The sequence below is a fragment of the Corynebacterium guangdongense genome, from assembly GCF_030408915.1.
GTDB lineage: Bacteria > Actinomycetota > Actinomycetes > Mycobacteriales > Mycobacteriaceae > Corynebacterium > Corynebacterium guangdongense.
In genome coordinates this window covers 998,102-1,021,096 of sequence record NZ_CP047654.1, presented here as the reverse complement: position 1 = coordinate 1,021,096, position 22,995 = coordinate 998,102, and the positions used below count along the sequence as shown (strand labels likewise).

Sequence of the window (22,995 nt, the reverse complement as noted above, 5' to 3'; positions counted from 1 at the left end):
ACTTTGTGCTTCATGAGGATCCAGTCAATCGGGGTGGTCAAGGGGAAGGCCCGGTGCCCGATCTGCGGCGGGGAACGGCCGGTGAACCCTGACGGCAGCGGGTTCTACCGCCATACCGCCCCGGGCACCCCGACTCCGTGCGCCGTGGACAACTCGAGGTACTCCTTCGAGGCGGTGACTCCATCGAAGCCGTCATCAGGAGACGCTCGCCCGCAACGGTCCTCCCGCAAGCCACGGCGACCGCGGACGGAAGCCTCCCAGGCGCGTTACGAGCAACGCCGCCGTCGGCGCGTCTACGAGGAGCACATTCTCGACGAGGATCGTGAGCCGTCCCTGCAGGATCACGATGTGGAGGACTCCGGCCGATCCGTCCGGGCCAAGTCCGGAGGTCTGCCGACGGCCAGCCGGCGAAGTCACTAGCCCAGCCGGGCACCGGCGGCCCGGAGCTCCTGCGCCGTCGACGCGACGATGATCTCGGCGAACTTCGCGGCGTAGCCCCCCAGGTCGTCTGAGACGCTGCCGACCACGGCGACAACGGGCACCCGCTTGGCGACGCGACGCAGCACCGCGTCGATGATCTTGCCCTGGCCGGTCTGCGCGTCGAGGCGCCCTTCGCCGACGACGACCAGGTCGGTGCAGGCCAGCAGCTCGTCGAAGCCGAGGACGTCGAGGACCCGGCCGGCACCGTCGACGAGCTCGGCGTCGAAGTGGGCCCAGAGGCCGCCGGAGAATCCCCCGGCGGCGCCGGTGCGGGCCAGGCCACGCGGGTCCTTCGGAAATGACGACGCCAGCTCGTTGAGCCGCGCCGTCAGCTCCCCGACCTGCGCGGGCGTGGCCCCCTTCTGCGGGCCGAAGACCACGGCGGCGTGCTCGAAGGGCGTGGTCACGTCGGTCAAGACGGTGAGCCTGGTACCGCGGGTGCCGCCCCGTTCCGTGATGGCGCGCACCGCACCGACGCCACCGTCGGTGGTCGCCGAGCCACCGGCCGCGATGAGCACCTTTCTCGCGCCGCGATCGAGGGCCTCGGCGATGAGCAGCCCGGTGCCGTAGGTCGAGGCCGTCACCGGGTCGCCGGGGCCGAAGTGGAGGCCGGATGCCCGGGCCAGCTCGACGACGGCTGTCTCCCCCACCATCGCGAAGGAGGCGGTGATCGGCCGGTTCCAGGGGTCGACTGTCCGGGCGTCGATAAGCGGGGCCGAGCCGGCGAGGACGGCGAGGGTGCCCTCGCCACCGTCGGCGAGCGGGAGGAGAGTGATTGTCGCGCCCGGCGCCCGGGCGCCGGCGGCGATGAGTTCGGCAGCCTCAGCGGCGGTGAAGGTGCCCTTGAAACTGTCCGGCGCGACCAGGACGCGCATCAGTAGGTCCGGCGCGCCTGCGGGTCCACGACGACGAGTTCCACGACCTTGCCCAGGTCGATGATGGACTGCACCGTCTCCGGCGGGGTGTCGGTGAGGAGCGAGAAGTAGATCATGTCGCCGCGAGCGGCGCCGTAGAGAGGGATGTCGCGCCAGGGGCTGGCCTCCATCTCCTCCTCCGTGTCGATCGGGAAATCCGTCAACGCCCGGTCCACGAAATCCCTGATCTCCGGGGCCACCGGGTCCTCGCAGACCTGATAGTGGTCGAAGCGCTCCTCCAGCTGCATCGCCCCCTCGACGTCGGACCGGGGCTGCTCACCCACCCACATCGCCAGGTCATATCCCATGAGGGTGAGGATACCGCAGCCGCCGCGTCCCCTGAACCCCTTGCGGTGCGGCGGTCGCGCTGAGGAACCGGCGCTAGGCAGTCAACGGCGGGAGAATCTTCGCCTCAATGAGCTTGTCAAAGAGTTCGAGGAGACGGGTCTCGGTGTCGAGGACATCGGCGAAACCGGCCTGACGGACCTTGACCGTAGAGGTGATGTTGTCGGCCTCGTGGTGGAAGAGGAAGTCACCGACGCCCCAGCCGACGAGTTGCTCGAAAGGGGTCGCGCGCAGCCCGTGGCGCTCGACCAGGGACTCCCAGACGTGCTTGCGCATTGGCATCGCTTCGGCCAGGGACATCTGCTGCGGCTCGGCGTACTCCATGGCGAAGTGCCGGGCGAATTTCGGCCACAGCTGGGACCACCGGAAAACGTCGCCGTTGGTGACGTTGAAGGCCTCGCCGTCCGCCTTCGGCTCCGACCCTGCCCACACCGTGGCACGGCCCAGGAGCTCCGCGTCGGTGGTCTGGTACAGCACATCGTAGGCGGCGCGGGTGCCCGGGAACCGCAGGGGCAAACCGAGTTCCTTGTTGATGGCCGCATAAACGCCGATGACCATGAGCAAGTTCATGGGGTTTCCGGTGGCGTAACCGGTAACGCCCTCCGGACGGATGGCGGTCCAGGCGAAGCCGCGCTCCCGTGCGTTGCGCTTGAGGAGGTCCTCCTGCGTGTAATAGAAGTGCGGGGCGATGAGACGCGGGTCGGTTTCCTTGGCGGGGGTGTTGAAGAAGCCGAGGTGATGGCCGTAGGCCTTGCCGCCCTGGTAGATGGTGACGTGTTTGAGCGGGGCGCCGTTCCGGTGGAGCGCGTCCAGGGTGTTCTGCAGCAGGGCGTCGTTCACCTGGATGAGTTCAGCCTCGGTCGACTTCTCGACGTAGGCGCCGAACACCAGGTGGGTGACGCGGGAGAGGACGCCGACGGGAAGCCCCTCCCCCGTCAGCAGGTCGGCGGAATGGTGGGTCCATTCGGTCGCGAGGTCGCGGCGGGACACTCCGTGGACCTCCCAGCCGAGGCTGTGGTACTCACGGGCGGCGTAGGAGCCGATGAGGCCACCGTCCCCGGCCACGAGGACGACCCCGTCGGGCTCAGACATCTCTGTCAGGTTCAGTCCGTCAATGTTGGTCATAAAGTCTATCGTAGTCCAAGTATTTAAAGTTTCAACCTTTTGTGGACATTATTCACCCTCCTCAGGAACGCCACCTGCGGGCTTGCCGAGAGGGGCCGGCCGGGCGCGTCGGTGGCGCCCACCCATCCGTGCGCTCCGGAGACGACGAATCGCCGCCCCGGAAGCCGGGGCGGCGATTGGCGTCGGCAAGCAGGCTAGCTCAGCGTCGTGATGTTCTCGCTGAGACGGCCTTCCGCCCGAGCCTTCTCCATGCGGCGCTTCTGCGGCTCCACCACGTACTTCGGGTCCTTGACCGAGTTGTGGCCGGCGTGCAGGACACCGAAACGGGTGAAGGCGGAACCGGCGACCAGCGCGACGCCCGAGGCGATCGACAGGCCCCGGGACCTTTTGCCCAGCGCGTTGAGCACGTGGGCGGCCACGGTGCCGAGGGAACCGGCGACGACGGCGGCCTCGGAAGCCTTGAGCAGGATGCCCGGCGAATCCTTCTCGTAGACCTCGCGCACCGTCGGGTCCATGGTGGCCTTCATGCGGTGCATGGAGTACATCTCGGTGGCGGTGCCGGCGACCGCCAGGACGCGGGCGGGTCCGGCGTTCTCCGGGGAGGTCACGATCATCGCGGTGCCGCCGGCGGCGAGCGCGCCCGAGGAACCGAAAATGTACGGCAGGTACTCGCGGCCCTCGCTCCAGGCCGGGACCGACGTGTTCGAGAAGAGGACGCCGGTGTAGGTGGCCAGCAGCGGTCCGAGGGTGCCGGTGATCGGGGTCGACGCCTCGGAGGCCGAGCGCAGGAAGGTGCGCAGTGGCTTCGGCAGGGCGATGACCTTACCGTTCTCAATGAGCAGCGTGTCCGCCTCGGAGGCGGCGGGCAGCGCCGCGGAGGTGGCGAAAGTCAGCAGCAGGTAGGAGCCCATGGACATCGGCGAGGTCACCTTGAACACGCGGAACATGTTCAGGGCGCGCTCGGGGCGGCCCAGGTCCCCGACCAGCGCCAGGGAACCCAGCGCCGCGGACCCGAAGGCGCTGATGCGCATGTTGCGGGCCAGCTCGCTGTTGCGCATCAGTTGGCCGCCGAAGGCCAGGACGCCGGAGCCCCCGGCGATTCCGCCGAGCCACAGGTACACGCCGATCGGCCAGCCCCACGGCGGAGCCTTGACGATCGGCCGCCCGTAGTAGGAGCTGAACTCCATGTCCGGAACCATGCGTTGCTCCAGGCCCTCGCTCTTGCCGCCCCGGCGGAACCGGCGGCGCGCCTCGAGGTCCTCGGACTGCCGCTCCGCCTGACGCTCGCGCGTCGCCCTGTCGACGTAGTCCAGGTGGAGCCGCTGCTTGCCCTTGGACTCACCGGTGCCCGGGGGCGCCCAGCGACCGGTCACCCGGTTGACGATGTCCGGGATCACCTTGGGGATTCTGAACTCCGTCACTTGCGACCTCCGATCAGGAACGCGGCCGACGCCGCGCCGGCAAGACCCACCGCGGCCTTGAACATGGTCTTGTACATGTCAGGCAGGTGGCGGGTGGGGACCTCCGGGTACGGCGGCAGGCCGTAGACCTCGGGCTCGTCGAGGAGCAGGAAGATGGAGCCGGTGCCGCCGACGCCGTCCTCGTCGTTCGCGCCGTAGAGGCGCGCCTCGGTCATGCCCTGGGCGTGCAGCTCGTCGAGCCGGTCACGGGCGACCTCGAGCATCTCCTTGCGGGTGCCGAACTTGATCGAGGTGGTCGGGCAGGCCTGGGCACAGGCCGGGGTGTCGCCGAAGCTGATGCGGTCGTAGCACAGGGTGCACTTCTGGGCGACGCCCTTGTTCTTCATCGGGGCCTTCTCGCCCACGGTGAAGTCCTCGCCCTCCTTGTAATGTGACTCACGGACCGAGACGCCGCCCTCGTCGCGGCGTTCGATGACGCCGAAGGGGCATCCGGCGACGCAGGTGCCGCAGCCGTTGCAGACGTCGTCCTGGACGACGACCGTGCCGTGCTCGGTGCGGAAGAGCGCACCGGTCGGGCAGACGTCGAGGCAGCCGGCGTTGGTGCAGTGCTTGCACACGTCCGAGGACATGAGCCAGCGGAAGTCCGGGGTGTCCGGCGGGGTCGTGTCGATCAGGTCGATCGGCGAGGTGCCCTCATCCTCCCTGGCCGAGGCCGCCGAGTCGGGGCTGCCGATGCGCGGCATGCCCAGACCCACGAGCTGCTTCGAGGACTCGCGGGCCGCGACGATGCGCTCCTGGCCCTGCTCCACGAAAGCGACGTGACGCCAGGTGTTGGCGCCGAGGTCGCCGGTGTTGTCGTAGGAGGAGTTGAGCATCTCGTAGTTGCCGTCCTGGGGAATGCGGTTCCATTCCTTGCAGGCGACCTCGCAGGCTTTGCAGCCGATGCAGATCGAGGTGTCGGTGAAGAACGACTTGCGTTCGTCGAGGTCGTAACCGGGGGCTGTTGATTCCAACATGCGGGACATTGTGTGTTCCGTTCCTTTCAAGCTGTGGGGGTATCGGTTAGCGGGTGGTTATCCGAGCCCTTCAGGCTTTTCGGGTGGTGCGGATTCAGCCGCCTTCTCCGCTCCGATGATGGAGTCGACGTCGTAGTGGCCGGGCTGACCCAGCAACTCCTCGGTCGGGTCCTCCACCGCGGTCGGCTCGAAGTCGGTCTCCTCGACGCCCGGCTTGAGGATGCGGTCCATGCCGGTCTCGACGGTGACCCCGGCGCGCTCGCGGTAGGCCTCCACGAATTCGCGGAGGTCCTTTCCGCGCGGGCGGCGGCCGGCGATGACGTCGCAGGCGGTGACCTTCGCCTGCTGGATCGAGGCGTTCGGCTCCAGGGTGACGCCGATGAGGTCATTGGCGGAGTCGCCCTTGACCTCGGCGCCGTCGCCGTAGTTGGCGAAGTGGAACGGGATGCCGATCTGGTGGAAGTCCTTGCCGTTGATGCGGCGGGTCTTCATGCGCTCGGTCACCAGGACACGCGCCTCGATGGCGGAACGCGGGGTGACGATCGTCGCCCAGCCGCCGTTCTCCAGGCCCCGCAGCTCAGCGAGCTCCGGCGAGACCTCACAGAACTGCTCCGGCTGCAGCTCTGCCAGGTACGGGACCCAGCGCGACTTGCCGCCGGCGCCGTGCTGCTCGGTGACGCGGTAGGTGGTGAAGGTGAACGGGTACACCTCTGACCCGACGTTGCCGACGGGAGGGACCTGCAGATTGTCGGTGCGGGCGAACGTCTCCCGCGACGGCGAGGACTGGACACTGTACAGCGGGTTCTCCGCGCGCGATTCCTGGGCCTCGTAATGGGTGGGCAGTGGCCCGTCGTCGAGACCGTTGGTCGCGAACAGCGAGCCCTTGCCGTCCGCCTGCATGATGAAGGCGTCGGTGCCCGACAGGGCGGCCGGCCCCGCCGCGTCCGGCTCCGGCTCGTGGTCCGGGCGCAGGCCGACCGGGAAGTCGACGACGTCGCCGGTGGAGACCCACTTTTCCTGGGCCTCGTCCCACCACACGTACTTCTTGCGCTCCGACCACGGGTTTCCCTGCGGATCGGCGGAGGCGCGGTTGTAGAGGACACGACGGTTCATCGGCCAGATCCAGCCCCAGTTCGGCGCCGGATCCGTCGGGAAGGCGGCCCGCTCCTTGTTGGCGGCCTGGTTCTTGCCGCCGGCGAAGACTCCGGAGTAGATCCAGCAGCCGCCGGAGGTGGACCCGTCGTCCTTCATGTCGGCGAACTTGTCCAGCGGTTCACCGGCGCGCTCGCCCGCGAGGTAGGACCCGTTGATCTCGAGCAGGACGCGGTTGGCGTCGGCCTCGGCCGGGTTGTCCTCGTAGCCGTAGTCCCAGGTCATCTTCAGCAGCGCCTGGTCGCGCGGGTCCGTGGAGTCGGCGAGACGCTCACGCAGGCGCAGCCCCAGCTGGTAGAAGAAGTCCAGCTCGGACTGGGAGTCCCCCGGCGGGTTGACGGCCTTCTCGCGGTACTGCAGCATGCGCTGGGTCTGCGTGAAGGTGCCGTCCTTCTCCGTGTGGGCGGCGGCCGGGAAGAAGAAGACCTCGGTGCCGATGCCCTCGGTGGTCACCTCGCCCTTCTCATGCTCCGGCGAATCGCGCCAGAAGTTGGCCGTCTCGATGAGGGTGGTGTCGCGCACGACCATCCACTTGGCGGTGCGGAAGGCCTTGCGGTGCAGCTGGCCGTTGATGGAGGAGACGGCCGGGTTCTGTCCGAAGACCATGTAGCCGTCGACCTTGCCGTCGGCCATGTCCATCATGGTCTGGTACGTGCCGTGCTTGCCGTTGATGCGCGGCAGCCACTGGTATCCCCACTCATTCTCGGCGGTGGCGTTCTCGCCGAAGTAGGCCTTCATGAAGCTGACCGCGTACTCGCGGGCCATGCCCCAGAAGCCCTTGCCGTGGACGTCGCCAACCGCCTCGACCCACTTGTCGAAGCTGGTGTGCTTGACCGACGGCATCGGCAGGTAGCCCGGCAGCAGGTGGTAGAGGGTCGGGATGTCGGTCGAGCCCTGGATGGAGGCGTGGCCGCGCAGCGCCATGACGCCGCCGCCCGGGCGGCCGACGTTGCCCATCAGCAGCTGCAGGATGGCGGAGGCGCGAATGACCTGGGGGCCCAGGGTGTGCTGGGTCCACCCGAGGGCGTAGGCGAACACGGTGGTGCGCTCACGCCCGGAGTTCTCCACGAGAGCGTCGGCCAGGTAATGGAACTCCTCCTCGGTGATGCCGCAGGCCTGCTCGACCATTTCCGGGGTGTAGCGGGCGTAGTGGCGCTTCATGATCTGGAAGACCGTCTGCGGGTGCTCCAGGGTCTCGTCACGTTCGTGGTTCCAGACCTCGTCCGTGTCGGCAGCGTCAACCTTGCGCTGGTACTGCCAGGTGGACTTGTCGTACCGCCCGGTCTTCTCGTCGATGCCCGAGAACAGCCCGTCGAGATCCTCCGGCCCGCGGTAGTCCTCGTGGATGAGGTTCGCCGCGTTGGTGTACGCGACGACGTAGTCGCGGAAATAGAGGTCGTTCGAGATGACGTGGTTGATCAGCGCGCCCAGCAGGACGACGTCGGAGCCGGCGCGGATCGGGATGTGGCGATCGGAGACCGCCGAGGTACGCGTGAAACGGGGGTCGACGTGGATCACCTTGGCGCCCCGTGACTTGGCGTCGGTCACCCACTGGTATCCCACCGGGTGGTTCTCCGCCATGTTGGAACCCTGAATGATGATGCAGTCAGAGTTGCCCATGTCCTGCAGTGACTGCGTAGCGCCACCGCGGCCAAACGATGCTCCCAGACCGGGAACAGTGGCGGAGTGTCATATACGTGCGACGTTTTCGATCTGTACGGCGCCGAGGGCAGTGTACAGCTTCTTGATGAGGTAGTTTTCCTCATTGTCCAGCACGGCGCCGCCGAGGCCGGCGAAGCCCATGGTGCGGTTGAGCTTGTTGCCGTCCTTGTCGGTGTCCTCCCATCGCCTGGCGCGCGATTCGAGCACGCGGTCGGCGACCATGTCGATGGCGTCGTCGAGCTCGAGGGTGGTCCACTCGGTGGCGTGCGGCGCCCGGTGCAGGACCTTGGTCTGGCGGCCGGGGCTGTTGACCAGCTGCTCGGAGGCCGAACCCTTCGGGCAGAGTCGGCCCCGGGAAATCGGGGAATCCGGGTCGCCCTCGATCTGGATGACCTTGTCATCCTTGACGTAGACGTTCTGGGCACAACCGACGGCGCAGTAGGGGCAGACGGACTTGTACACTCCGTCCGCCTCATGCGTGCGCGGCGTGATGCGCTCGGTTTTCTTGGACTTGGTGTTCTTGTCCCGGCCGAAGAGGTCGAGATCCTCGAACTGGCGGAGGACTGGCCAGTTCAAAAATGTAGGTGTCGCCATGACCTCGACGCTACCGGTTAGAACCACCGTGCCGGGAGCATCAGGTGAATGGGTCCACCCACCTGCCGACGCCCGCCCCACCCCCGCCGCCCAGTTTTGCCCGGGCCGCCGCGCCCGGGCCTGGGGATTTGCTCCCGGCAGGCGCCGAGGAGCCGAATTTCCCCGGGCGGCAGACCCTCCGAACGCAGATTGGACACGACGTTGCCCCGGGGGTGATCAAACGGGGGTGAACCCGGATTAAAGAAACAGGTTCGTTTCCTAATTAGCGGGCGGGACACACGCTCACCGACTCCGACCACCCCACCCCAGCCCCGCCCCAGCGGCCCGAGGGCGGCCCGCCAGCCATGCCGTCCACCTGCGGTTTCGTGCCCCCCCCGGGGAGTCGCACGGCCACCCCATCCCCGGATCCCACCCCACCCGGGCACCCATATCAGTACCTGGGTGCGTTGCGCAGCATCGACGGCCGGATCGTCACCCACATCACACCCCGCCCGCAGCCTCGCCCCGGCCGCGCCGAAGAACGCCTAATATTTCCATCAGCGTTCATTGATACTTTGCTGAAGTCACCACCTTCGAAAGGACGTCCCGTGAAGCTACCGTCAGTGGCCGGAGTCATCGCCACCCTCATCCTCTCGACCCCGTTGCTCTCCGCATGCGGCAGCATTCCGGCCGACAGCGTGGGCACCTTCGACCGGGCCACCGACGGAGATCTCGTCGTCGGCCTGTCCGAGCACACGCCCTGGGCCGAATTCGACCGGGATTCCGGGACCGCCCGCGGCTCGGAGGTGGAACTCATCCAGAGCTTCGCCGACTCCATCAACGCGGAGATTCAGTGGCGTCCGGGGCCGGAGAGCGTTCTCGCCCACAGCATCAAGGAGGGCGACATCGACCTGCTCATCGGAGGGCTGACGACGACCTCACCGTGGAGCACCCACATGGCCCTGACCCGTCCCTACGGCGAAAGCACCACGGAGGACGGCAGCACCGAGAAGATGGTGATGGGGGTGCGCCTGGGAGAGAACGAACTGCTCACCGAACTTGAGCGCCACCTCGCCAGGGAAGCGGGTGAAATCTGATGGCACGCTCCACCACCAACGGCCACGGCACCGACGACAGCGAGCAGGAGCTTCTGCGCAAGGCCGTCCGGCTGGAATGGCTGAGCATTGTCGTCCTCGCGGCCACCTTCGCTGTGGTCGGCCTCGTCGCCGGCCAGTCCCAGGCGATGAAGGCCGCCTGGATCGAGGACGGGTTGTCCCTGCTGCCACCGATCGCGTTCCTGGTCGCCAGCCGAATGATTCGCAAACCCGCCAACCGACGCCACCCGTACGGCCACCACCGGGCGATCGCCACCGGACACATGGTGGCGGCCACCGCGCTGCTGGCGATGGGCAGCTTCCTCGTCTACGGCGCGGTGAGCAGTCTGGTGGGCGGGGAAAAGCCACCCATCGGTCTGATCGTCCTGTTCGGTCAGGACATGTGGTTGGGTTGGCTGATGGTCGGCGTCATCGCCTTGTCGGGAATTCCGCCGGTTCTGCTGGGCCGGGCAAAGATGAAGCTGGCCGAGCCCCTGCACGACAAGGTCCTCTACGCCGACGCCGACATGAACAAGGCCGACTGGATGACCGCGCTCTCCACCGTCATCGGCGTCCTCGGCATCGGCGTCGGGCTGTGGTGGATGGACTCGGTGGCCGCACTGGTGGTGTCGGCGTCGATCATCTACGACGGCGTCGTCAACCTGCGCGCCGCCGTCCGCGACCTCAGCGACACCCGCGCCGTAACCCTGGAGGGCGGGCCCCATCCGCTCATCGAGGAGGCCGAGTCCATCTCACTCTCGGCGGGGTGGGTGGCCGACGCGGCGGCCCGCGTCCGTGACCAGGGCCACGTCTTCCATGCGGAGATCTTTGTCCGCCCCCACCCCGGGCACCAACCCACGGTCACCGAGCTGGAGGCGCTGGGGACGGCCGTCCGGAGGCACGATTGGAAGCTCAATGACGTGGTTGTCGTCCCCGTCTCCCGAATTCCGGAGCAGCTGCGCCAGGCCGAGGAATGACCTCGGTGTTGCGTGCGAAACCTGGGGGCAGATTGATAAGTTTATGATGAATCTTTCATTCAAATCCGATCTTCGCTCGGTTAGAATAGTTTTTAAGAAAAAACCACCGACCACACGCGGAGAGTGAGGTGAGAACAATGTTCTGTGTGTGCGCCTGCCCGAAGTGTCTGGACGCGAAACGCAACCGGGACGTGAACGCGCACTGCGTGGCCACCCCCGAGTGCATGCTCGCGGACAGTGCGGAGAACGCCTTTGACTGGGACGACATCTACGCCGAGCTCCGGCGCCGTCGCCATGACCTCTCCCCCGCCTAGACCGCCCCGCCCGCGGCTGAACCCGACGCCATACCGGCGTTAGCCAGTCGGACGGGGCTGTCCTTCTGCGTACCCGGCCGCCGACTGGACTCCCACGGTGGCCCGCTCCTGGAACGCCGCCACGGAATCCGCGCCCGCGTAGGTGAAGGAGGAGCGCACCCCCGCGACGATCTGGTCGACCAGATCCTCCACGCCGCCGCGCCCCGGTTCCAGGAAGATGCGGGCAGTGGAGATGCCCTCCTCGAACATCTCTCGGCGCGCCCTCTCAAACGCCTCCGTCTCGGAGTTGCGGAATTCCACCGCGCGACGCGAGGCCATGCCGAAGGACTCCTTGTACTCGCGCCCCTCCGCGTCGCGGAAGAGGTCGCCCGGGGATTCGTAGGTCCCGGCGAACCACGAGCCGATCATCACGTTCGACGCGCCCGCCGCCAGCGCCAGGGCGACGTCACGGGGATGACGCACACCACCGTCGGCCCACACGTGGGCGCCCAGCTCGCGCGCCTGGGCGGCGCACTCCAGCACCGCGGAAAACTGCGGGCGGCCCACCCCGGTCTGCATGCGGGTGGTGCACATCGCGCCCGGCCCGACGCCGACCTTGACGATGTCCGCCCCCGCCTCGATGAGGTCGCGGGTGCCCGCCGCCGTCACCACATTGCCGGCGACGATGGGGACCCCGGGATTGAGGGCGCGCACCCTGCGAACCGCCTCCAGCGCGCTGCGCTGATGTCCGTGGGCGGTGTCCACGACCAACACGTCGGCCCCGGCCGCCAGCAGGGCCCGGCTCCGGCCCTCCACGTCGCCGTTAATGCCGATGGCGACGCCGATGCGCAGACGGCCGTCGGCGTCGACATTCGGTTTATACACGCTGTCCCGGAGCGCGCCCTGGCGGGTGAGCATGCCCAGCAGCCTGCCCCCCTCGTCGACGACCGGCGCGAGCTTACGCGAGGCCTTCGACAGCGCGGCGAACGCCTCCTTGGGGTCGATGCCGGCGGGAAGGGTCCACAGCTCCCGCGACATGAGGTTGCGCACCTGGGCGAAGTTGTCCGCCCCGGCCAGATCCTTCATGGTGATCAGGCCGACCGGCTTCTCCCCCTCCGGGTCCACGACGACCGCCGCGCCGTGCGCCCGTTTCGGGATGAGGTGGCGCGCGTAGCCTGCGGTGTGGTGCTCCTTGACCGTGATCGCGGTGTCATAGAGCAGGTGCGCGTCCTTGACCCGGGCGATTGTCCTGGCGGCGATGTCCGCGGGCACGTCCTGGGGGAGGATGGCGATGCCGCCGCGGCGCGCGATCGTCTCCGCCATGCGACGGCCGGAGACGGCCGTCATGTTGGCGACCACCAGCGGAATCGTCGTGCCGGTGCCGTCCGCGGTGGAAAGATCGACCGCCATGCGGGAACCCACCTCGGAGAGCGAGGGCACCATGAACACGTCGTCGTACGTCAGATCGTGATCGGGCGGCAGTTCAGTGAGGAATCGCATGACGCCCATCGTACGGGCCCGCCCGCCATCCGCACCGGGAGATTCGCCGCCAGGGGTGCCCTACCCCGGCCGCAATTCGAGCAGCCGCCCGCGGCCGCCGTCCTCCAGCAGCCAGACGGATCCGTCCGGGGCCTCCTCCACCGCGCGGATACGCTCGCCCATGTCCCACTGCCCCACGACGCGCGCATCACTGCCGTCGAGTTCCAGCCGGACCAGCGTCCGGCCGGACAGCCCGCCGACGAGCGCACTGTCCGCCCAGCCGGCGAAGAGTTCCCCGTCGTAGATTTCCAGGGAACCCGGGCTTATCGACGGCGCCCAGTACGCGGCCGGCGCGATGAACCCGTCGCCCTCGGCATGGTCGGGGATATCACTGCCGTCGTAGTTGACGCCCATCGACGCCTCCGGCCACCCGTAGTTGCCGCCCTCGACGATAGCGTTGAGCTCGTCACCGCCCTTCGGGCCCATCTCCGTGCTCCAGATCTGGCCGGTGGAATCCTGGTCGATGCCCAGCGGGTTTCGGTGGCCCATCGACCAGACCTCATCCGCCCGGCCACCCTGACCTGCGAAGGGGTTGCCCGGGGCGGGCCGCCCGTCGAGGGTCAGGCGCAGGATCTTGCCCAGGGTGGAGGTGACGTCCTGGGCGGGGTCGAATGCCGCCCTTTCGCCGGAGGTCAGGAACAGGTGATCGTCCTGGATGAGCATGCGCAGGGAGAAGTGGGCGGCCCCCTCCAGCGGCTCCTGCTGCCAGATCTCGGTGACGTCCGTCAGCTCCGCGGACTCCGTGTCGAGACGCGCCCGGGCGACCACGCCCCGCGGCTCACTGCCCCGCTCCTGTTTCACCCAGGAGAGGTAGACGGTGCCGTCGCGCTCGAAGGTGGGCCCGGCCACCACGTCGTGGAGACCCGCCTGCTCGACGTGGTATACCTTCGGCGCGCCGCTGACCTCACGCACTTCGCCGGTGGCCTGGTCTCGTAACTTGAGGGCACCGCCGCGCTCAGTGATCAGCAGCAGGTCGGTGCCCGGCAAAAACGCCATGGCCCAGCCCTCGTCGAAGCGGCCGTGGTTGGTGACGGTGAATTCCTCGAACCCGGCCCGCTCCGAGGAGCCCGAGGACAGGGAACTGGATCCGGAGGTACTGATGGCTGGATTGGTGGCTGGGTTGGTGGAGGTGGCGGTGGCCTCATCAGGGGAGCCGGTGCAGGCCGACAGGGTCAGCGCGGTGCTGACGACGAGTGGCAGGAACGGTCGCATGACTTCACCTTATTTGATGTTCGATTTCTTCGCTCCAGCCAATCTCCGCGACGAACGGCAGAGAATCGACGAGGGCACAATCGTGGCGACGCGGATCCACGTCGGCGACGCCGTCGGCGACGACATAGACGTTGAAACCGGCGTCGTAGGCGGCCCGGGCGGTGGACTCCACGGCGCCGCCAGTGGTCAGCCCGGCCAGGACGATCTGGTGGACGCCGCTGTCACGGAGGGCGTCGACAAGCCCGTCATCCAGCGCGTTGAGCCGCCGGCGTGGTTCGGGCCGCAGGTCGGCGTCGCCGAGCAGGCAGTCCGGGTGGAGCTCGTCGGTGGCCTCGGGGAGATCCTCAGGCCCGAGCGCGTCGACGCGCCCCACCGGAAGATCGCGCAGGCGCGTCCACACGACGGGGTGCTCATGCGCCCGGAACTGCGTCGCGAGCCGGTCGGCGATCCGGACGATCTGATCGCGCATCGGGTGCGCGAGCATCCCCAGGTGCCGGGGCTGGCAGTCGACGACGATGAGTGCGGGCAGTGCGTCAAGGGTGGCCATGCGGGGGTGCCTTTCTAGTTGTCCAGGGCGGTGCGGAACGCCCGGGCGGCGCGCTCGTCAAAAGCGACGAAGGTGACCTCGTCGATGTCTGCGCCGACCTCCGCCGTCATCGCCCGGACGGTCTCCACGGCGATGCGGGCAGCGTCGGCCATCGGCCAGCCGTACACCCCGGCCGAGATCGCCGGAAAGGCGAGGGTTCGCGCCCCCACGTGCTGGGCGACGCGCAGCGACTCCCGGTAGGCGCTGGCCAGGGTCTCGGAGCGGTCCTCGGTGATGGAATAGACCGGGCCGACGGTGTGGATGACCCATTTTGCGCTCAGCGCGCCCGCCGTCGTGGAGATGGCCCTGCCCGGCGCCAGGCCCTCGGGCAGCACCGTGTCGCGGATGATCCGGCAGGCGGCCAGCAGCTGCGGCCCGGCCGCCGCGTGAATCGCCCCGTCCACCCCGCCCCCGCCGAGCAGGGTGGAGTTGGCGGCGTTGACGACGGCATGGACACGCATCGTCGTGATGTCCCCGGTGACAAGCTGCAGCTTCATGCCTACCCAGCGTACCCGGGCCGGCCCTGCGGATTCCTGCCACAATGGCGGGCATGAGAATCACACGCCGTTTCCACGCCTGCGTCGACTACACGCACGGTGACACCACCGTCATCGTCGACCCGGGCTCCTTCGAGACTCCGGAGAACCTGGATTCCGCCGACGCCGTCCTGATCACCCACATCCATCCGGACCACGTCGACGCCGCCGCCCTCGACGCCGCCAAAACGAAGAACCCCGCCCTGGCGATCTACGGGCCGGCCGAGCTGGCCGAACACCTCAGCTCCGAGTACACGGTGGTCGCCGACGGGGACACCTTTACCGTCGGGGAGATCACGGTGGAGACCTTCGAGACGCCGCACGGCACGATCACCAGTTTCATTCCATTGCCGGAGAACCTCGGTTTCATCCTCAACGGCACCGTCTTCCAGACCGGGGACTCCTTCCCCCGCCTCAGCGAACGGCTGCGCGGCGTGGAGACCGTGCTCATACCGGTGTCCGCGCCCTGGCTGAAGATGCTCGACGTCGACACCTACCTGGGCGAGTCGAAGCCGCCGCGCTTCATCGGCATCCATGACGGCATCGACAACGACAACGGCGTCACCCTGCGCACGGGACTGCTCACGAAGCTGGCCCAGCATCACGACCTGGAGTTCACGCCGCTGCGACCGGGCGAGTCAGTCGAGGTGTAGCCCGCCTACAGGAAGGACTCGTACTCCAAGATCTCGGCCAGCTTGGGCGCGTAGGCGCCCTGTGGGTCGTGCCGGAAGTCGAGCCAGGCGTCGAGAAGCCCCGCCGCCGCGATCGGCGCGATGACGTTCTGGCCCATGCAGAGGATCTGGGCGTCGTAGTTCACCACCGCCCCACGCACCGTCTCCAGCTGGTGGGCCGTGGCTGCGCGCACGCCCGGCACCTTGCTGGCCGCGATGGCGGTGCCGATGCCGGTGCCGCATACCAGCAGGCCGCGGTCGGCCTTGCCCTCGATGATCGCCTGACCCGCCCGGAAGGAGACGTCCGGGTAGGTGATACCCGGTGCGGACAGGTCGATGACCTGGGAGACACGGTCGTCGGCCTCCAGGAAGGACTTCAGCTCCTCCTTGAGGACCATCCCATTGCCGGGGGCGCCGATGACGATGCGCATGGTGGGCTCACTTTCGGTCGTTGGTCGGCAGGACACAAGCCTACCGCGATTTTTCACTGGTTTTCTAGAGCTTAATGGCGACCGGAGAGCGTAATCCAGATCACAGACATGTGCACTATTCTTCCCCAGACCGGTGGTCATCACCACCCCCGGAATGTCGAGGGGCCCGAACATGCCCACCCTCACCGCCTAGCGGTCCCTGATCAGCCCCTTCGGCAGCCGATAGCCGGAGCGGACGTCGGCGATCAAGTCGGCGTCGATGGGCGTGCCCTTGCGCAGCACTGACATCTCCCCGGTGCGCTCGAGAATGAGCGCCGCCACCTCCGTACGCGAATGAATGCCCTTGCCGCGCAGCGTGGCGGTGACGTCCATCGTGGTGACGCGGGTCCGCCGCATCTCGTCGCGAAGCAGCTCGCCGTCAGCGATGAGCAGCACCGGCTGATTGTTGATCATGCGCCCCAGCCGGGGATGACCGCTGAGCTTGCCGAAAAAGAACTCCAGGGTGATGAGGACGACCATGACCAGGACCCCGGCGGCGAAGGTCGGCGTGTGCCCCATCATGGCCCGGCCGATGATCGCGCCCAGGACGATGACCAGCAACATGTCGAAACCGGTCATCTTCATGAAGAGACGCTGCCCGACCAGCTTGTTGAGCAGGAGGAAGAAGAAGTACAGCGCCGCGGAGGCCAGTGCCACCGCGAGCGCCTGCAGCGGGGTCAGTCCCAGGTAGAACCAGAGCTGGTCCCACGGACCCATGTTCGTCGCCTCACGCAGATTCTCCATGGCACCCATTCTGTCAGGCGCTGGCGCCCTCCCTCTCCAGGGCCGCCCCGCCGCCCCAGACGCCGGCGGCCGCGGCCAGTGCGACGATCCCCATGACGATCGCCATGCCCTGGGCCTGATTCAGCCCCTGGGCGACCACCCACGCCACCGTCGGCGCGAGCAGGCCGGCGACGAGGAACTGCCCCGCGCCCATGAACGCCGAGGCGGAGCCGGTGAGCGTGCCGGCGCGGGAGATGGCCAGGGCGGAGGTGTTGCCGAAGTTCAGACCCATCGAGGAGACCGTCACGAACAGGCCGGCGAGGATGGCCCAGCGGCCGGCGCCCAGGAAGGAGGCCACGAGCAGGTAGGCGACGGCGGCGACCATGAGGAGGTTGCCCACGCGCGCCAGGGGCAGCGGGCCGACGCGGCGGACGAGCCGGGCGTTGACCAGCGAGGTGAGGAACATGCCGGTGGTGTTGACCGCGAAGATGATCGAGTACTGGACCGGCGTGAAGCCGAAGTCCTCCTGCAGGAGAAAGGGTGAGGCGGCGACGTAGGTGAACATGGTGGAAAAGCTGAAGATGTAGCCGAGGGTGAAGCCGAGGTAGGCGCGGTCGCGCAGCAGGGCGCCGATGGCGCGAAGGAGCTGGCCGACGCCACCGCCGGTGCGACTGGCCCTGGGCAGGGTCTCGGGGATGGCGGCGATGACGGCGACCATCATGATCGCGTTGAGTCCGGCCAGCACCCAGAACACGCCACGCCAACCGGCGGTGTCGACGATGAACCCGCCCACGACAGGGCCGATGACGGGGGCGACGCCGCCGAGCAGCATGAGCAGGGAGAACACCCGCGCCAGCTCCTGCCCCCTGACCAGGTCACCGGCGACGGCGCGGGCCAGCACCACCGCGGTGCCGGCCGCCAGGCCCATGAGGAAACGGGCCAGGAAGAGCACGGGCGCGGTCGGGGCGACGGCCGCCACGACGGAGGCGACGACGGTGACGATGACGCCGCCGACGAAGAGCCCCCGTCGGCCCACGGCGTCGGACAGCGTGCCCATGACCAGCTGCCCCAGCGACATGCCGAGGAGGAAGAACGTCAGGGTCAACTGGGCGCCGGCCTGGGTGACGTCCAGATCCCCGGCCAGCCGTGGCAGGCCGGAGAGATACATGTTGATGGAGAGGGGCTCGAGGGCCGACACGAGGGCGAGAACCCCGAGGATAAGGGGAGGCATGGCTGGCGTGGCCGGCGGCTTGGTCATGGGCGCTGCTTTCACACGAATTTGCTGACGCATGTCAACACCATACCCAGTGGGGTATGTTTCGTTGGCTCGGTGCCTACACCAATGGCCAGGGGTACTGGAACTGTGAATACGGCTTTGGCAGGAACGGCAGCCGGACGATGCGGTTGGCCCGGCCACGCAGCGCCCAGACCTCATCCTCGTCGAGCAGCTCCGCGATATTCTCCGGAATCCCCGCCACCAGCGGTTCGACCGCCGCCACCAGCTCATCGTCGATGGTCTCGTGGGCAAAATCCCAGATCACCGTGCGCAGCTTCGGCTCCACGCTGAAGCACAGGCCCTGGTCGATGCCCCAGACGTGGTTCTCGGCGTCGAGAAGCACGTGCCCGGACTTGCGGTCGGTGTTGTTGGCGAGAAGATCGAACACGGCCATGCGCTTGAGCTGCGGGTGCAGCTCAGGCCGCTGCTCGAGCATCGGGAAGTAGTGCCAGCCCTCATGCTCGATGAACCACTGGATCGAGCCGACGCCGAAGGGCGCGTCCTCACGGATGACCGTCGGCGGGACCACGCCCCACCCCAGATACTCGCTGAGCAGGTAGGCGGCCCGCTCCCGCCGGTGCAGGCCGGGCGGGAAATCATGGAGCGGGCGTTCGCCCATGAGCGGTTTGTAGACGCCCCAGCCGTACTCCTCACCGAGTGTGGCGTCGACGACAAAGCCGAGGTTGGAGGACTCGACGAGCTGGGTGACGATGCCCAGTTCACCGTTCTGCAGGAGGCTCTCCGGGTTCACGGCCTCTCCCCCGGGTCCCCCAGGTAGGCCCCCAGGTAGGCCAGCGAACCGGTGCGCGAGTTGGTCACCACCATGCCGGCGGTGCCGTCGTCGGCGATGCGGGCCGCGGACACCGACCCCGTGTCAATGCTGATCTTCTGGAACGCGTCCAGCGGCGAGCCCTGCAGCCAGGCGACGAGCGCCTTGAGCGGATCGGCGTGCGAGAACAGCGCGATGCGCCCGCCCCTGTGCCGGTCCGCCAGCTCCAGCAGGCAGGAGACCATCCGCTCCTGCATCTCGACGAAGGACTCCCCGCCCGGGAAACGGAACTGCGAGGGCGACTGCTGCACCGTCTGCCACTCGGGCAACTTGTACAGGTCGCTCAGCTTCGCGCCGGTCCATTCCCCGAACTCGCACTCGATGAGCCGCTTGTCGACGCGCACGTCGAGCCCCGTCGCCGCCGCCGTGGGCGCGGCCGTCTCCTGCGCCCGCTCCATCGGCGAGGAGTAGATGGCGTCCAGCGCCAGCCCCTCCAGCCTTTCCGCGACCTCCCGGGCCTGCGCGTCCCCGCGCTCGGCCAGGTGCAGACCCGGCGCGCGACCGGGCAGGACCTGACCGGTGGTGGGAGTGGCGCCGTGGCGGACGAGGAGGATCAGGGTGGTGACGGGCGTGGTGTCAGTCATGGTGGCCACGAGCCTAGTAGCCGGTTCCGCCGAGGGGGTGGCGCCCGCCCCGGGCCAGAGAACGCTGGCCGGAGAGCGCCTTCCTTACCCACCCAGAACGTAGAATCCCGACCTGTGACCCGACGCCTGTGACCCAGGAGCCGCAGGACCCCGACCCGCCGTCGGCCATCTTCACTAGCCTGGATCCCATGAGTGAGCGACCCACCATCACGACCCTCGGAGAGCTCAACGCCTCCGGCCACCGCTACCGCCCGCTGCGCGAGGAAATCCGGGAGAACCTGCTGGCCAGACTGGGCGCCGGGGAGAACCCCTGGCCCGGCCTGCACGGCCTGGAGCACACCGTGATCCCCCAGGTCGAGCGTGCGCTGATCGCCGGCCATGACATCGTCCTGCTTGGCGAGCGCGGCCAGGGCAAGACCCGCCTGCTGCGCACGATGGTCGGGCTGCTCGACGAGTGGACCCCCTACGTCCTCGGCTCCGAGCTGCGTGAGCACCCCGCCGCGCCGATCACCGAGGCGACCCGGTCTCGCGTGATCGACGAGGGGGACGACACCCCGATCGGTTGGCTGCACCGCGACGAGCGCTACTCCGAGAAGCTCGCCACCCCGGACACCTCGGTGGCCGACCTCATCGGCGACGTCGACCCGATGCGGGTGGCCGAGGGCCGCCGGCTCGGTGACCCGGAGACCATCCACTTCGGTCTCATCCCCCGCTCCAACCGCGGCATCGTCGCGATCAACGAGCTGCCGGACCTGGCCGAGCGCATCCAGGTCTCCATGCTCAACATCATGGAGGAGCGCGACGTCCAGATCCGCGGCTACACCCTGCGGCTGCCGCTCGACGTCCTCGTTGTGGCGTCGGCGAACCCGGAGGACTACACCAACCGCGGCCGGATCATCACCCCGCTCAAGGACCGCTTCGGCGCCGAGATCCGCACCCACTACCCGCTGGCGCTGGCGGACGAGATCGCCGTCATCGGGCAGGAGGCGCACCTGACCGCCGAGGTCCCGCCGATCCTGCTGGAGATTCTCGCCCGCTTCACCCGTCAACTGCGCGAGTCCCCCGCCGTCAACCAGCGCTCCGGGGTATCGGCCCGCTTCACGATCGCCGGTGCGGAGACGGTGGCGGCGGCGGCGAAGCACCGCAGCGTCGTCAAGCATGAGCCGGAGGCCGTCGCCCGCCTCGTCGATCTGGAGGCCGCCGTCGACGTGCTCGCCGGCAAGGTGGAGTTCGAGCCCGGTGAGGAGGGCCGCGAGTGGCAGATCATGGAGTACCTGCTGCGCACCGCCACCGCCGAGGCCGTGCGCCCGAGGGTCCGCGAGCTCGACTTCGCCCCGTTGATCGCGGCCCTCGACGGCTCGACGACGGTGTCCACCGGTGAGCGGGTCACCGCGGCGGAATTCCTGGCCGGGCTGCCCGACCTCGGCGAGTCCACGCTCTACGAGGACATCGCCGCCGCCTTCGACGCCTCCTCCGAGGGCGAGCGCGCCGCCGCCGTCGAGCTGGCTCTGGAGGCACTGTACCTCTCACGCAAGATCTCCAAGGACTCGGGAGAAGGCGAAACGATATATGGCTGACACGCATCACACCGGCCCCCGCCGCTACCGGCGCTACACCCCCGGCCCCGACCCGCTGGCCCCGCCGCCGGATCTGACGAAGGCGCTCGGCGCGATCGGGGAGGACGTCATGGCCGGCTACTCCCCCGCCCAGGCGTTGCGCGAGTACCTGCGCCGCGCCGGCTACGACCGGTTGTCCACCCGCGTGCAGCAGCGGCGGCGGGAGATGCTGCAGAAGCACAACCTCACCGGCACGCTCACCGAGGTGAAGAAGCTTCTCGACGACGCCGTGCTCGCCGAGCGCGGCCAGCTCGCCCGCGACGTCATGATGGACGACGAGGACCGCGCCTTCCGGGAAATGCAGATGCAGAACCTGCCCGACTCGACCGCCGCGGCCGTGCGCGAGCTCGCCGAGTACGACTGGCAGTCCGGCGACGCCCGGGGGAAGTTCGAGCAGATCAAGGATCTGCTGGGCCGCGAGTTCCTCGACCAGCGCTTCGCCGGCATGAAGCAGGCCCTGGAAGGCGCGACCGACGAGGATCGACAGGCGATCGAGGAGATGCTCGGCGACCTCAATGACCTGCTGGGCAAACACGCCCGCAGGCAGGCCACCGAGCAGGACTTCCAGGACTTCATGGCCAAGCACGGCGAGCAGTTCCCGGAGAACCCGGAGAACATCGATGAACTCATCGACGCGCTGGCGCAGCGTTCGGCGGCCGCCCAGCGCATGCTCAACTCGATGAGCGCGGAGCAGCGCCGCGAGCTGATGGAGCTCTCCGCCCAGGCCTTCGGCTCGCAGGAGTTGATGAACCAGCTGGGCATGCTGGACGCGAACCTGCGCAACATCCGCCCCGATCTCGACTGGCACGGTTCGGAGGACTTCTCCGGGCAGCAGGGAATGGGGCTCGGCGACGCCACCGGCGCCATGCAGGACCTCGCCGAGCTCGACGCGCTCTCCGACCAGCTCGCGGACGCCCGCGGCAGTGACCTGGACATTGATTCCCTGGCCCGCCAGCTCGGCGAGGACGCCGCCGTCGACGCGCGGACCCTGGCCGAGCTGGAGAAGGCGCTGCGCGATTCCGGCATGCTCCAGCGGGGCGACGACGGCCAGTACCGTCTCTCCCCCGCCGCCATGCGCAAGTTGGGCAAGAGCCTGCTCGACGACGCCGCCGCGGCCCTCTCCCGCGACGCCGGCGCTCACGACTCCCGCCACACCGGCGCCCTGGGCGAGCTGACCGGCGCGTCAAGGCCCTGGGAGTTCGGCGACACCCAGACCTGGGACGTCACCCGCACCATCACCAATGCGCTGCAGCGCACCGCCGGCACCGACGAGGGACTGCGTATCACCCCGGAGGATATCGAGGTCGCCGAGACCGAGGCGCGAACCCGCCAGGCCGTCGTCCTGCTGGTCGACACCTCCTTTTCCATGGCCGCGGAAGGCCGTTGGGTGCCGATGAAGCGCACCGCCCTGGCCCTGCATCACCTGGTGTCCACCAAGTTCCGGGGCGACGAGCTGGCGCTGATCAGCTTCGGCCGGCTGGCGATGAATCTGGGCATCGAGGAACTCACCGCCCTGCCACCGGTCCAAGAGCAGGGCACCAACCTGCACCACGGGCTGTTGCTGGCGGAACGGTTCTTCGCCCGTCACGCGGGTCTGGACCCGGTGCTGCTGGTGGTCACCGACGGCGAACCGACCGCTCACCTGGAGGACTGGGGCGAGGCCTGGTTCACCTGGCCGACCTCCCCGGAGACGCTGCGCCGCACCGTCGCCCAGCTGGACCGGGTCGCCCGGCGCGGCACCAAGGCGACGTTCTTCCAGCTGGGCGACGACCCGGGGCTGACACGCTTCCTCGAGCAGCTGTCTGCCCGCGTCCAGGGCCGTCTGGTCATCCCGGATCTGGCGGAGCTCGGTGCCTCGGTAATCGGCGAGTACCTGCGGGGGCGGGAATGAGCGCGGTGGA

20 protein-coding genes and 1 pseudogene are annotated in these 22,995 nt (G+C 68.4%); 6 read left to right on the top strand and 15 right to left on the bottom strand.

The features are described from left to right. Positions 1-12: 12 nt before the first annotated feature. On the top strand, positions 13-420 hold the full coding sequence (locus tag CGUA_RS04900) for a hypothetical protein (RefSeq protein ID WP_290197971.1): 408 nt from the start codon (positions 13-15) through the stop codon (positions 418-420). On the opposite strand, the gene CGUA_RS04895 is transcribed toward CGUA_RS04900, so the two are convergent. The 6 genes and pseudogenes from CGUA_RS04895 to fdnG all read right to left on the bottom strand — a co-directional run. After that, on the bottom strand, positions 417-1,355 hold the full coding sequence (locus CGUA_RS04895) for a glycerate kinase (RefSeq protein ID WP_290197970.1): 939 nt from the start codon (positions 1,353-1,355) through the stop codon (positions 417-419). The genes CGUA_RS04900 and CGUA_RS04895 overlap by 4 nt on opposite strands. Further along, positions 1,355-1,702, bottom strand: coding sequence for a hypothetical protein (locus CGUA_RS04890; protein ID WP_290197969.1), 348 nt, complete (start codon positions 1,700-1,702; stop codon positions 1,355-1,357). Before CGUA_RS04890 ends, CGUA_RS04895 begins: the two co-directional genes overlap by 1 nt. 73 nt (positions 1,703-1,775) lie before the next feature. Further along, on the bottom strand, positions 1,776-2,864 hold the full coding sequence (locus tag CGUA_RS04885; RefSeq protein ID WP_290197968.1) for an SDR family oxidoreductase: 1,089 nt from the start codon (positions 2,862-2,864) through the stop codon (positions 1,776-1,778). Positions 2,865-3,058: 194 nt separating this feature from the next. Next, on the bottom strand, positions 3,059-4,285 hold the full coding sequence (gene nrfD, locus CGUA_RS04880; protein WP_290197967.1) for an NrfD/PsrC family molybdoenzyme membrane anchor subunit: 1,227 nt from the start codon (positions 4,283-4,285) through the stop codon (positions 3,059-3,061). Then, positions 4,282-5,301: a 4Fe-4S dicluster domain-containing protein gene (locus CGUA_RS04875; RefSeq protein WP_374725024.1), complete on the bottom strand. Its 1,020-nt coding sequence runs from the start codon at positions 5,299-5,301 to the stop codon at positions 4,282-4,284. Before CGUA_RS04875 ends, nrfD begins: the two co-directional genes overlap by 4 nt. A gap of 213 nt (positions 5,302-5,514) precedes the next feature. Continuing rightward, a pseudogene (gene fdnG / locus CGUA_RS04870) lies at positions 5,515-8,709 on the bottom strand (formate dehydrogenase-N subunit alpha); the annotation flags it as partial. 602 nt (positions 8,710-9,311) lie between these two features. Between fdnG and CGUA_RS04865 the strand changes: the two are divergent. After that, positions 9,312-9,785 carry a transporter substrate-binding domain-containing protein gene (locus tag CGUA_RS04865; RefSeq protein WP_374725064.1) on the top strand — a complete coding sequence of 158 codons (474 nt, stop codon included), beginning with the start codon at positions 9,312-9,314 and terminating at the stop codon, positions 9,783-9,785. Then, positions 9,785-10,759 carry a cation diffusion facilitator family transporter gene (locus CGUA_RS04860; protein WP_290197964.1) on the top strand — a complete coding sequence of 325 codons (975 nt, stop codon included), beginning with the start codon at positions 9,785-9,787 and terminating at the stop codon, positions 10,757-10,759. Before CGUA_RS04865 ends, CGUA_RS04860 begins: the two co-directional genes overlap by 1 nt. A 353-nt stretch (positions 10,760-11,112) precedes the next feature. Here the strand turns inward: CGUA_RS04860 and CGUA_RS04855 are convergent, their stop codons facing one another. The 4 genes from CGUA_RS04855 to CGUA_RS04840 are packed head-to-tail and all read right to left on the bottom strand — an operon-like array spanning position 11,113 to position 14,886. After that, positions 11,113-12,552: a GuaB1 family IMP dehydrogenase-related protein gene (locus CGUA_RS04855; RefSeq protein ID WP_290197963.1), complete on the bottom strand. Its 1,440-nt coding sequence runs from the start codon at positions 12,550-12,552 to the stop codon at positions 11,113-11,115. A 60-nt stretch (positions 12,553-12,612) separates the two neighbouring features. Continuing rightward, entirely contained in the window at positions 12,613-13,803 is a 1,191-nt protein-coding gene (locus CGUA_RS04850) for a PQQ-dependent sugar dehydrogenase (RefSeq protein WP_290197962.1), read from the bottom strand. A gap of 4 nt (positions 13,804-13,807) precedes the next feature. After that, a complete protein-coding gene (locus CGUA_RS04845) occupies positions 13,808-14,350 on the bottom strand; it encodes a cysteine hydrolase family protein (RefSeq protein ID WP_290197961.1) in 543 nt (180 codons plus the stop codon). Between the two features lie 14 nt (positions 14,351-14,364). Further along, positions 14,365-14,886, bottom strand: a complete 522-nt coding sequence (locus CGUA_RS04840; RefSeq protein WP_290197960.1) for an O-acetyl-ADP-ribose deacetylase — start codon at positions 14,884-14,886, stop codon at positions 14,365-14,367. 53 nt (positions 14,887-14,939) lie between these two features. On the opposite strand from CGUA_RS04840, the gene CGUA_RS04835 reads away from it, so the two are divergent. After that, entirely contained in the window at positions 14,940-15,578 is a 639-nt protein-coding gene (locus CGUA_RS04835) for an MBL fold metallo-hydrolase (RefSeq protein ID WP_290197959.1), read from the top strand. A 5-nt stretch (positions 15,579-15,583) separates the two neighbouring features. Here CGUA_RS04835 and CGUA_RS04830 read toward each other — a convergent pair whose 3' ends face one another. The 5 genes from CGUA_RS04830 to CGUA_RS04810 all read right to left on the bottom strand — a co-directional run bounded on the left by CGUA_RS04830 (position 15,584) and on the right by CGUA_RS04810 (position 19,478). Further along, positions 15,584-16,027, bottom strand: a complete 444-nt coding sequence (locus tag CGUA_RS04830) for an RpiB/LacA/LacB family sugar-phosphate isomerase (protein WP_290197958.1) — start codon at positions 16,025-16,027, stop codon at positions 15,584-15,586. 189 nt (positions 16,028-16,216) lie between these two features. Then, positions 16,217-16,810 carry a DUF421 domain-containing protein gene (locus tag CGUA_RS04825; RefSeq protein WP_290197957.1) on the bottom strand — a complete coding sequence of 198 codons (594 nt, stop codon included), beginning with the start codon at positions 16,808-16,810 and terminating at the stop codon, positions 16,217-16,219. 13 nt (positions 16,811-16,823) lie between these two features. Continuing rightward, positions 16,824-18,047: a multidrug effflux MFS transporter gene (locus tag CGUA_RS04820; protein ID WP_290197956.1), complete on the bottom strand. Its 1,224-nt coding sequence runs from the start codon at positions 18,045-18,047 to the stop codon at positions 16,824-16,826. Between the two features lie 76 nt (positions 18,048-18,123). Continuing rightward, positions 18,124-18,816 carry an SCO1664 family protein gene (locus CGUA_RS04815; RefSeq protein ID WP_290197955.1) on the bottom strand — a complete coding sequence of 231 codons (693 nt, stop codon included), beginning with the start codon at positions 18,814-18,816 and terminating at the stop codon, positions 18,124-18,126. Then, positions 18,813-19,478: a histidine phosphatase family protein gene (locus tag CGUA_RS04810; RefSeq protein WP_290197954.1), complete on the bottom strand. Its 666-nt coding sequence runs from the start codon at positions 19,476-19,478 to the stop codon at positions 18,813-18,815. Before CGUA_RS04810 ends, CGUA_RS04815 begins: the two co-directional genes overlap by 4 nt. A 188-nt stretch (positions 19,479-19,666) precedes the next feature. Here CGUA_RS04810 and CGUA_RS04805 point away from each other — a divergent pair, with 188 nt between their 5' ends. Together CGUA_RS04805 and CGUA_RS04800 are read left to right on the top strand one after the other, a co-directional pair. Next, a complete protein-coding gene (locus tag CGUA_RS04805; RefSeq protein WP_290197953.1) occupies positions 19,667-21,055 on the top strand; it encodes a sigma 54-interacting transcriptional regulator in 1,389 nt (462 codons plus the stop codon). Then, on the top strand, positions 21,048-22,985 hold the full coding sequence (locus CGUA_RS04800) for a vWA domain-containing protein (protein ID WP_290197952.1): 1,938 nt from the start codon (positions 21,048-21,050) through the stop codon (positions 22,983-22,985). Before CGUA_RS04805 ends, CGUA_RS04800 begins: the two co-directional genes overlap by 8 nt. Positions 22,986-22,995: the final 10 nt, after the last annotated feature.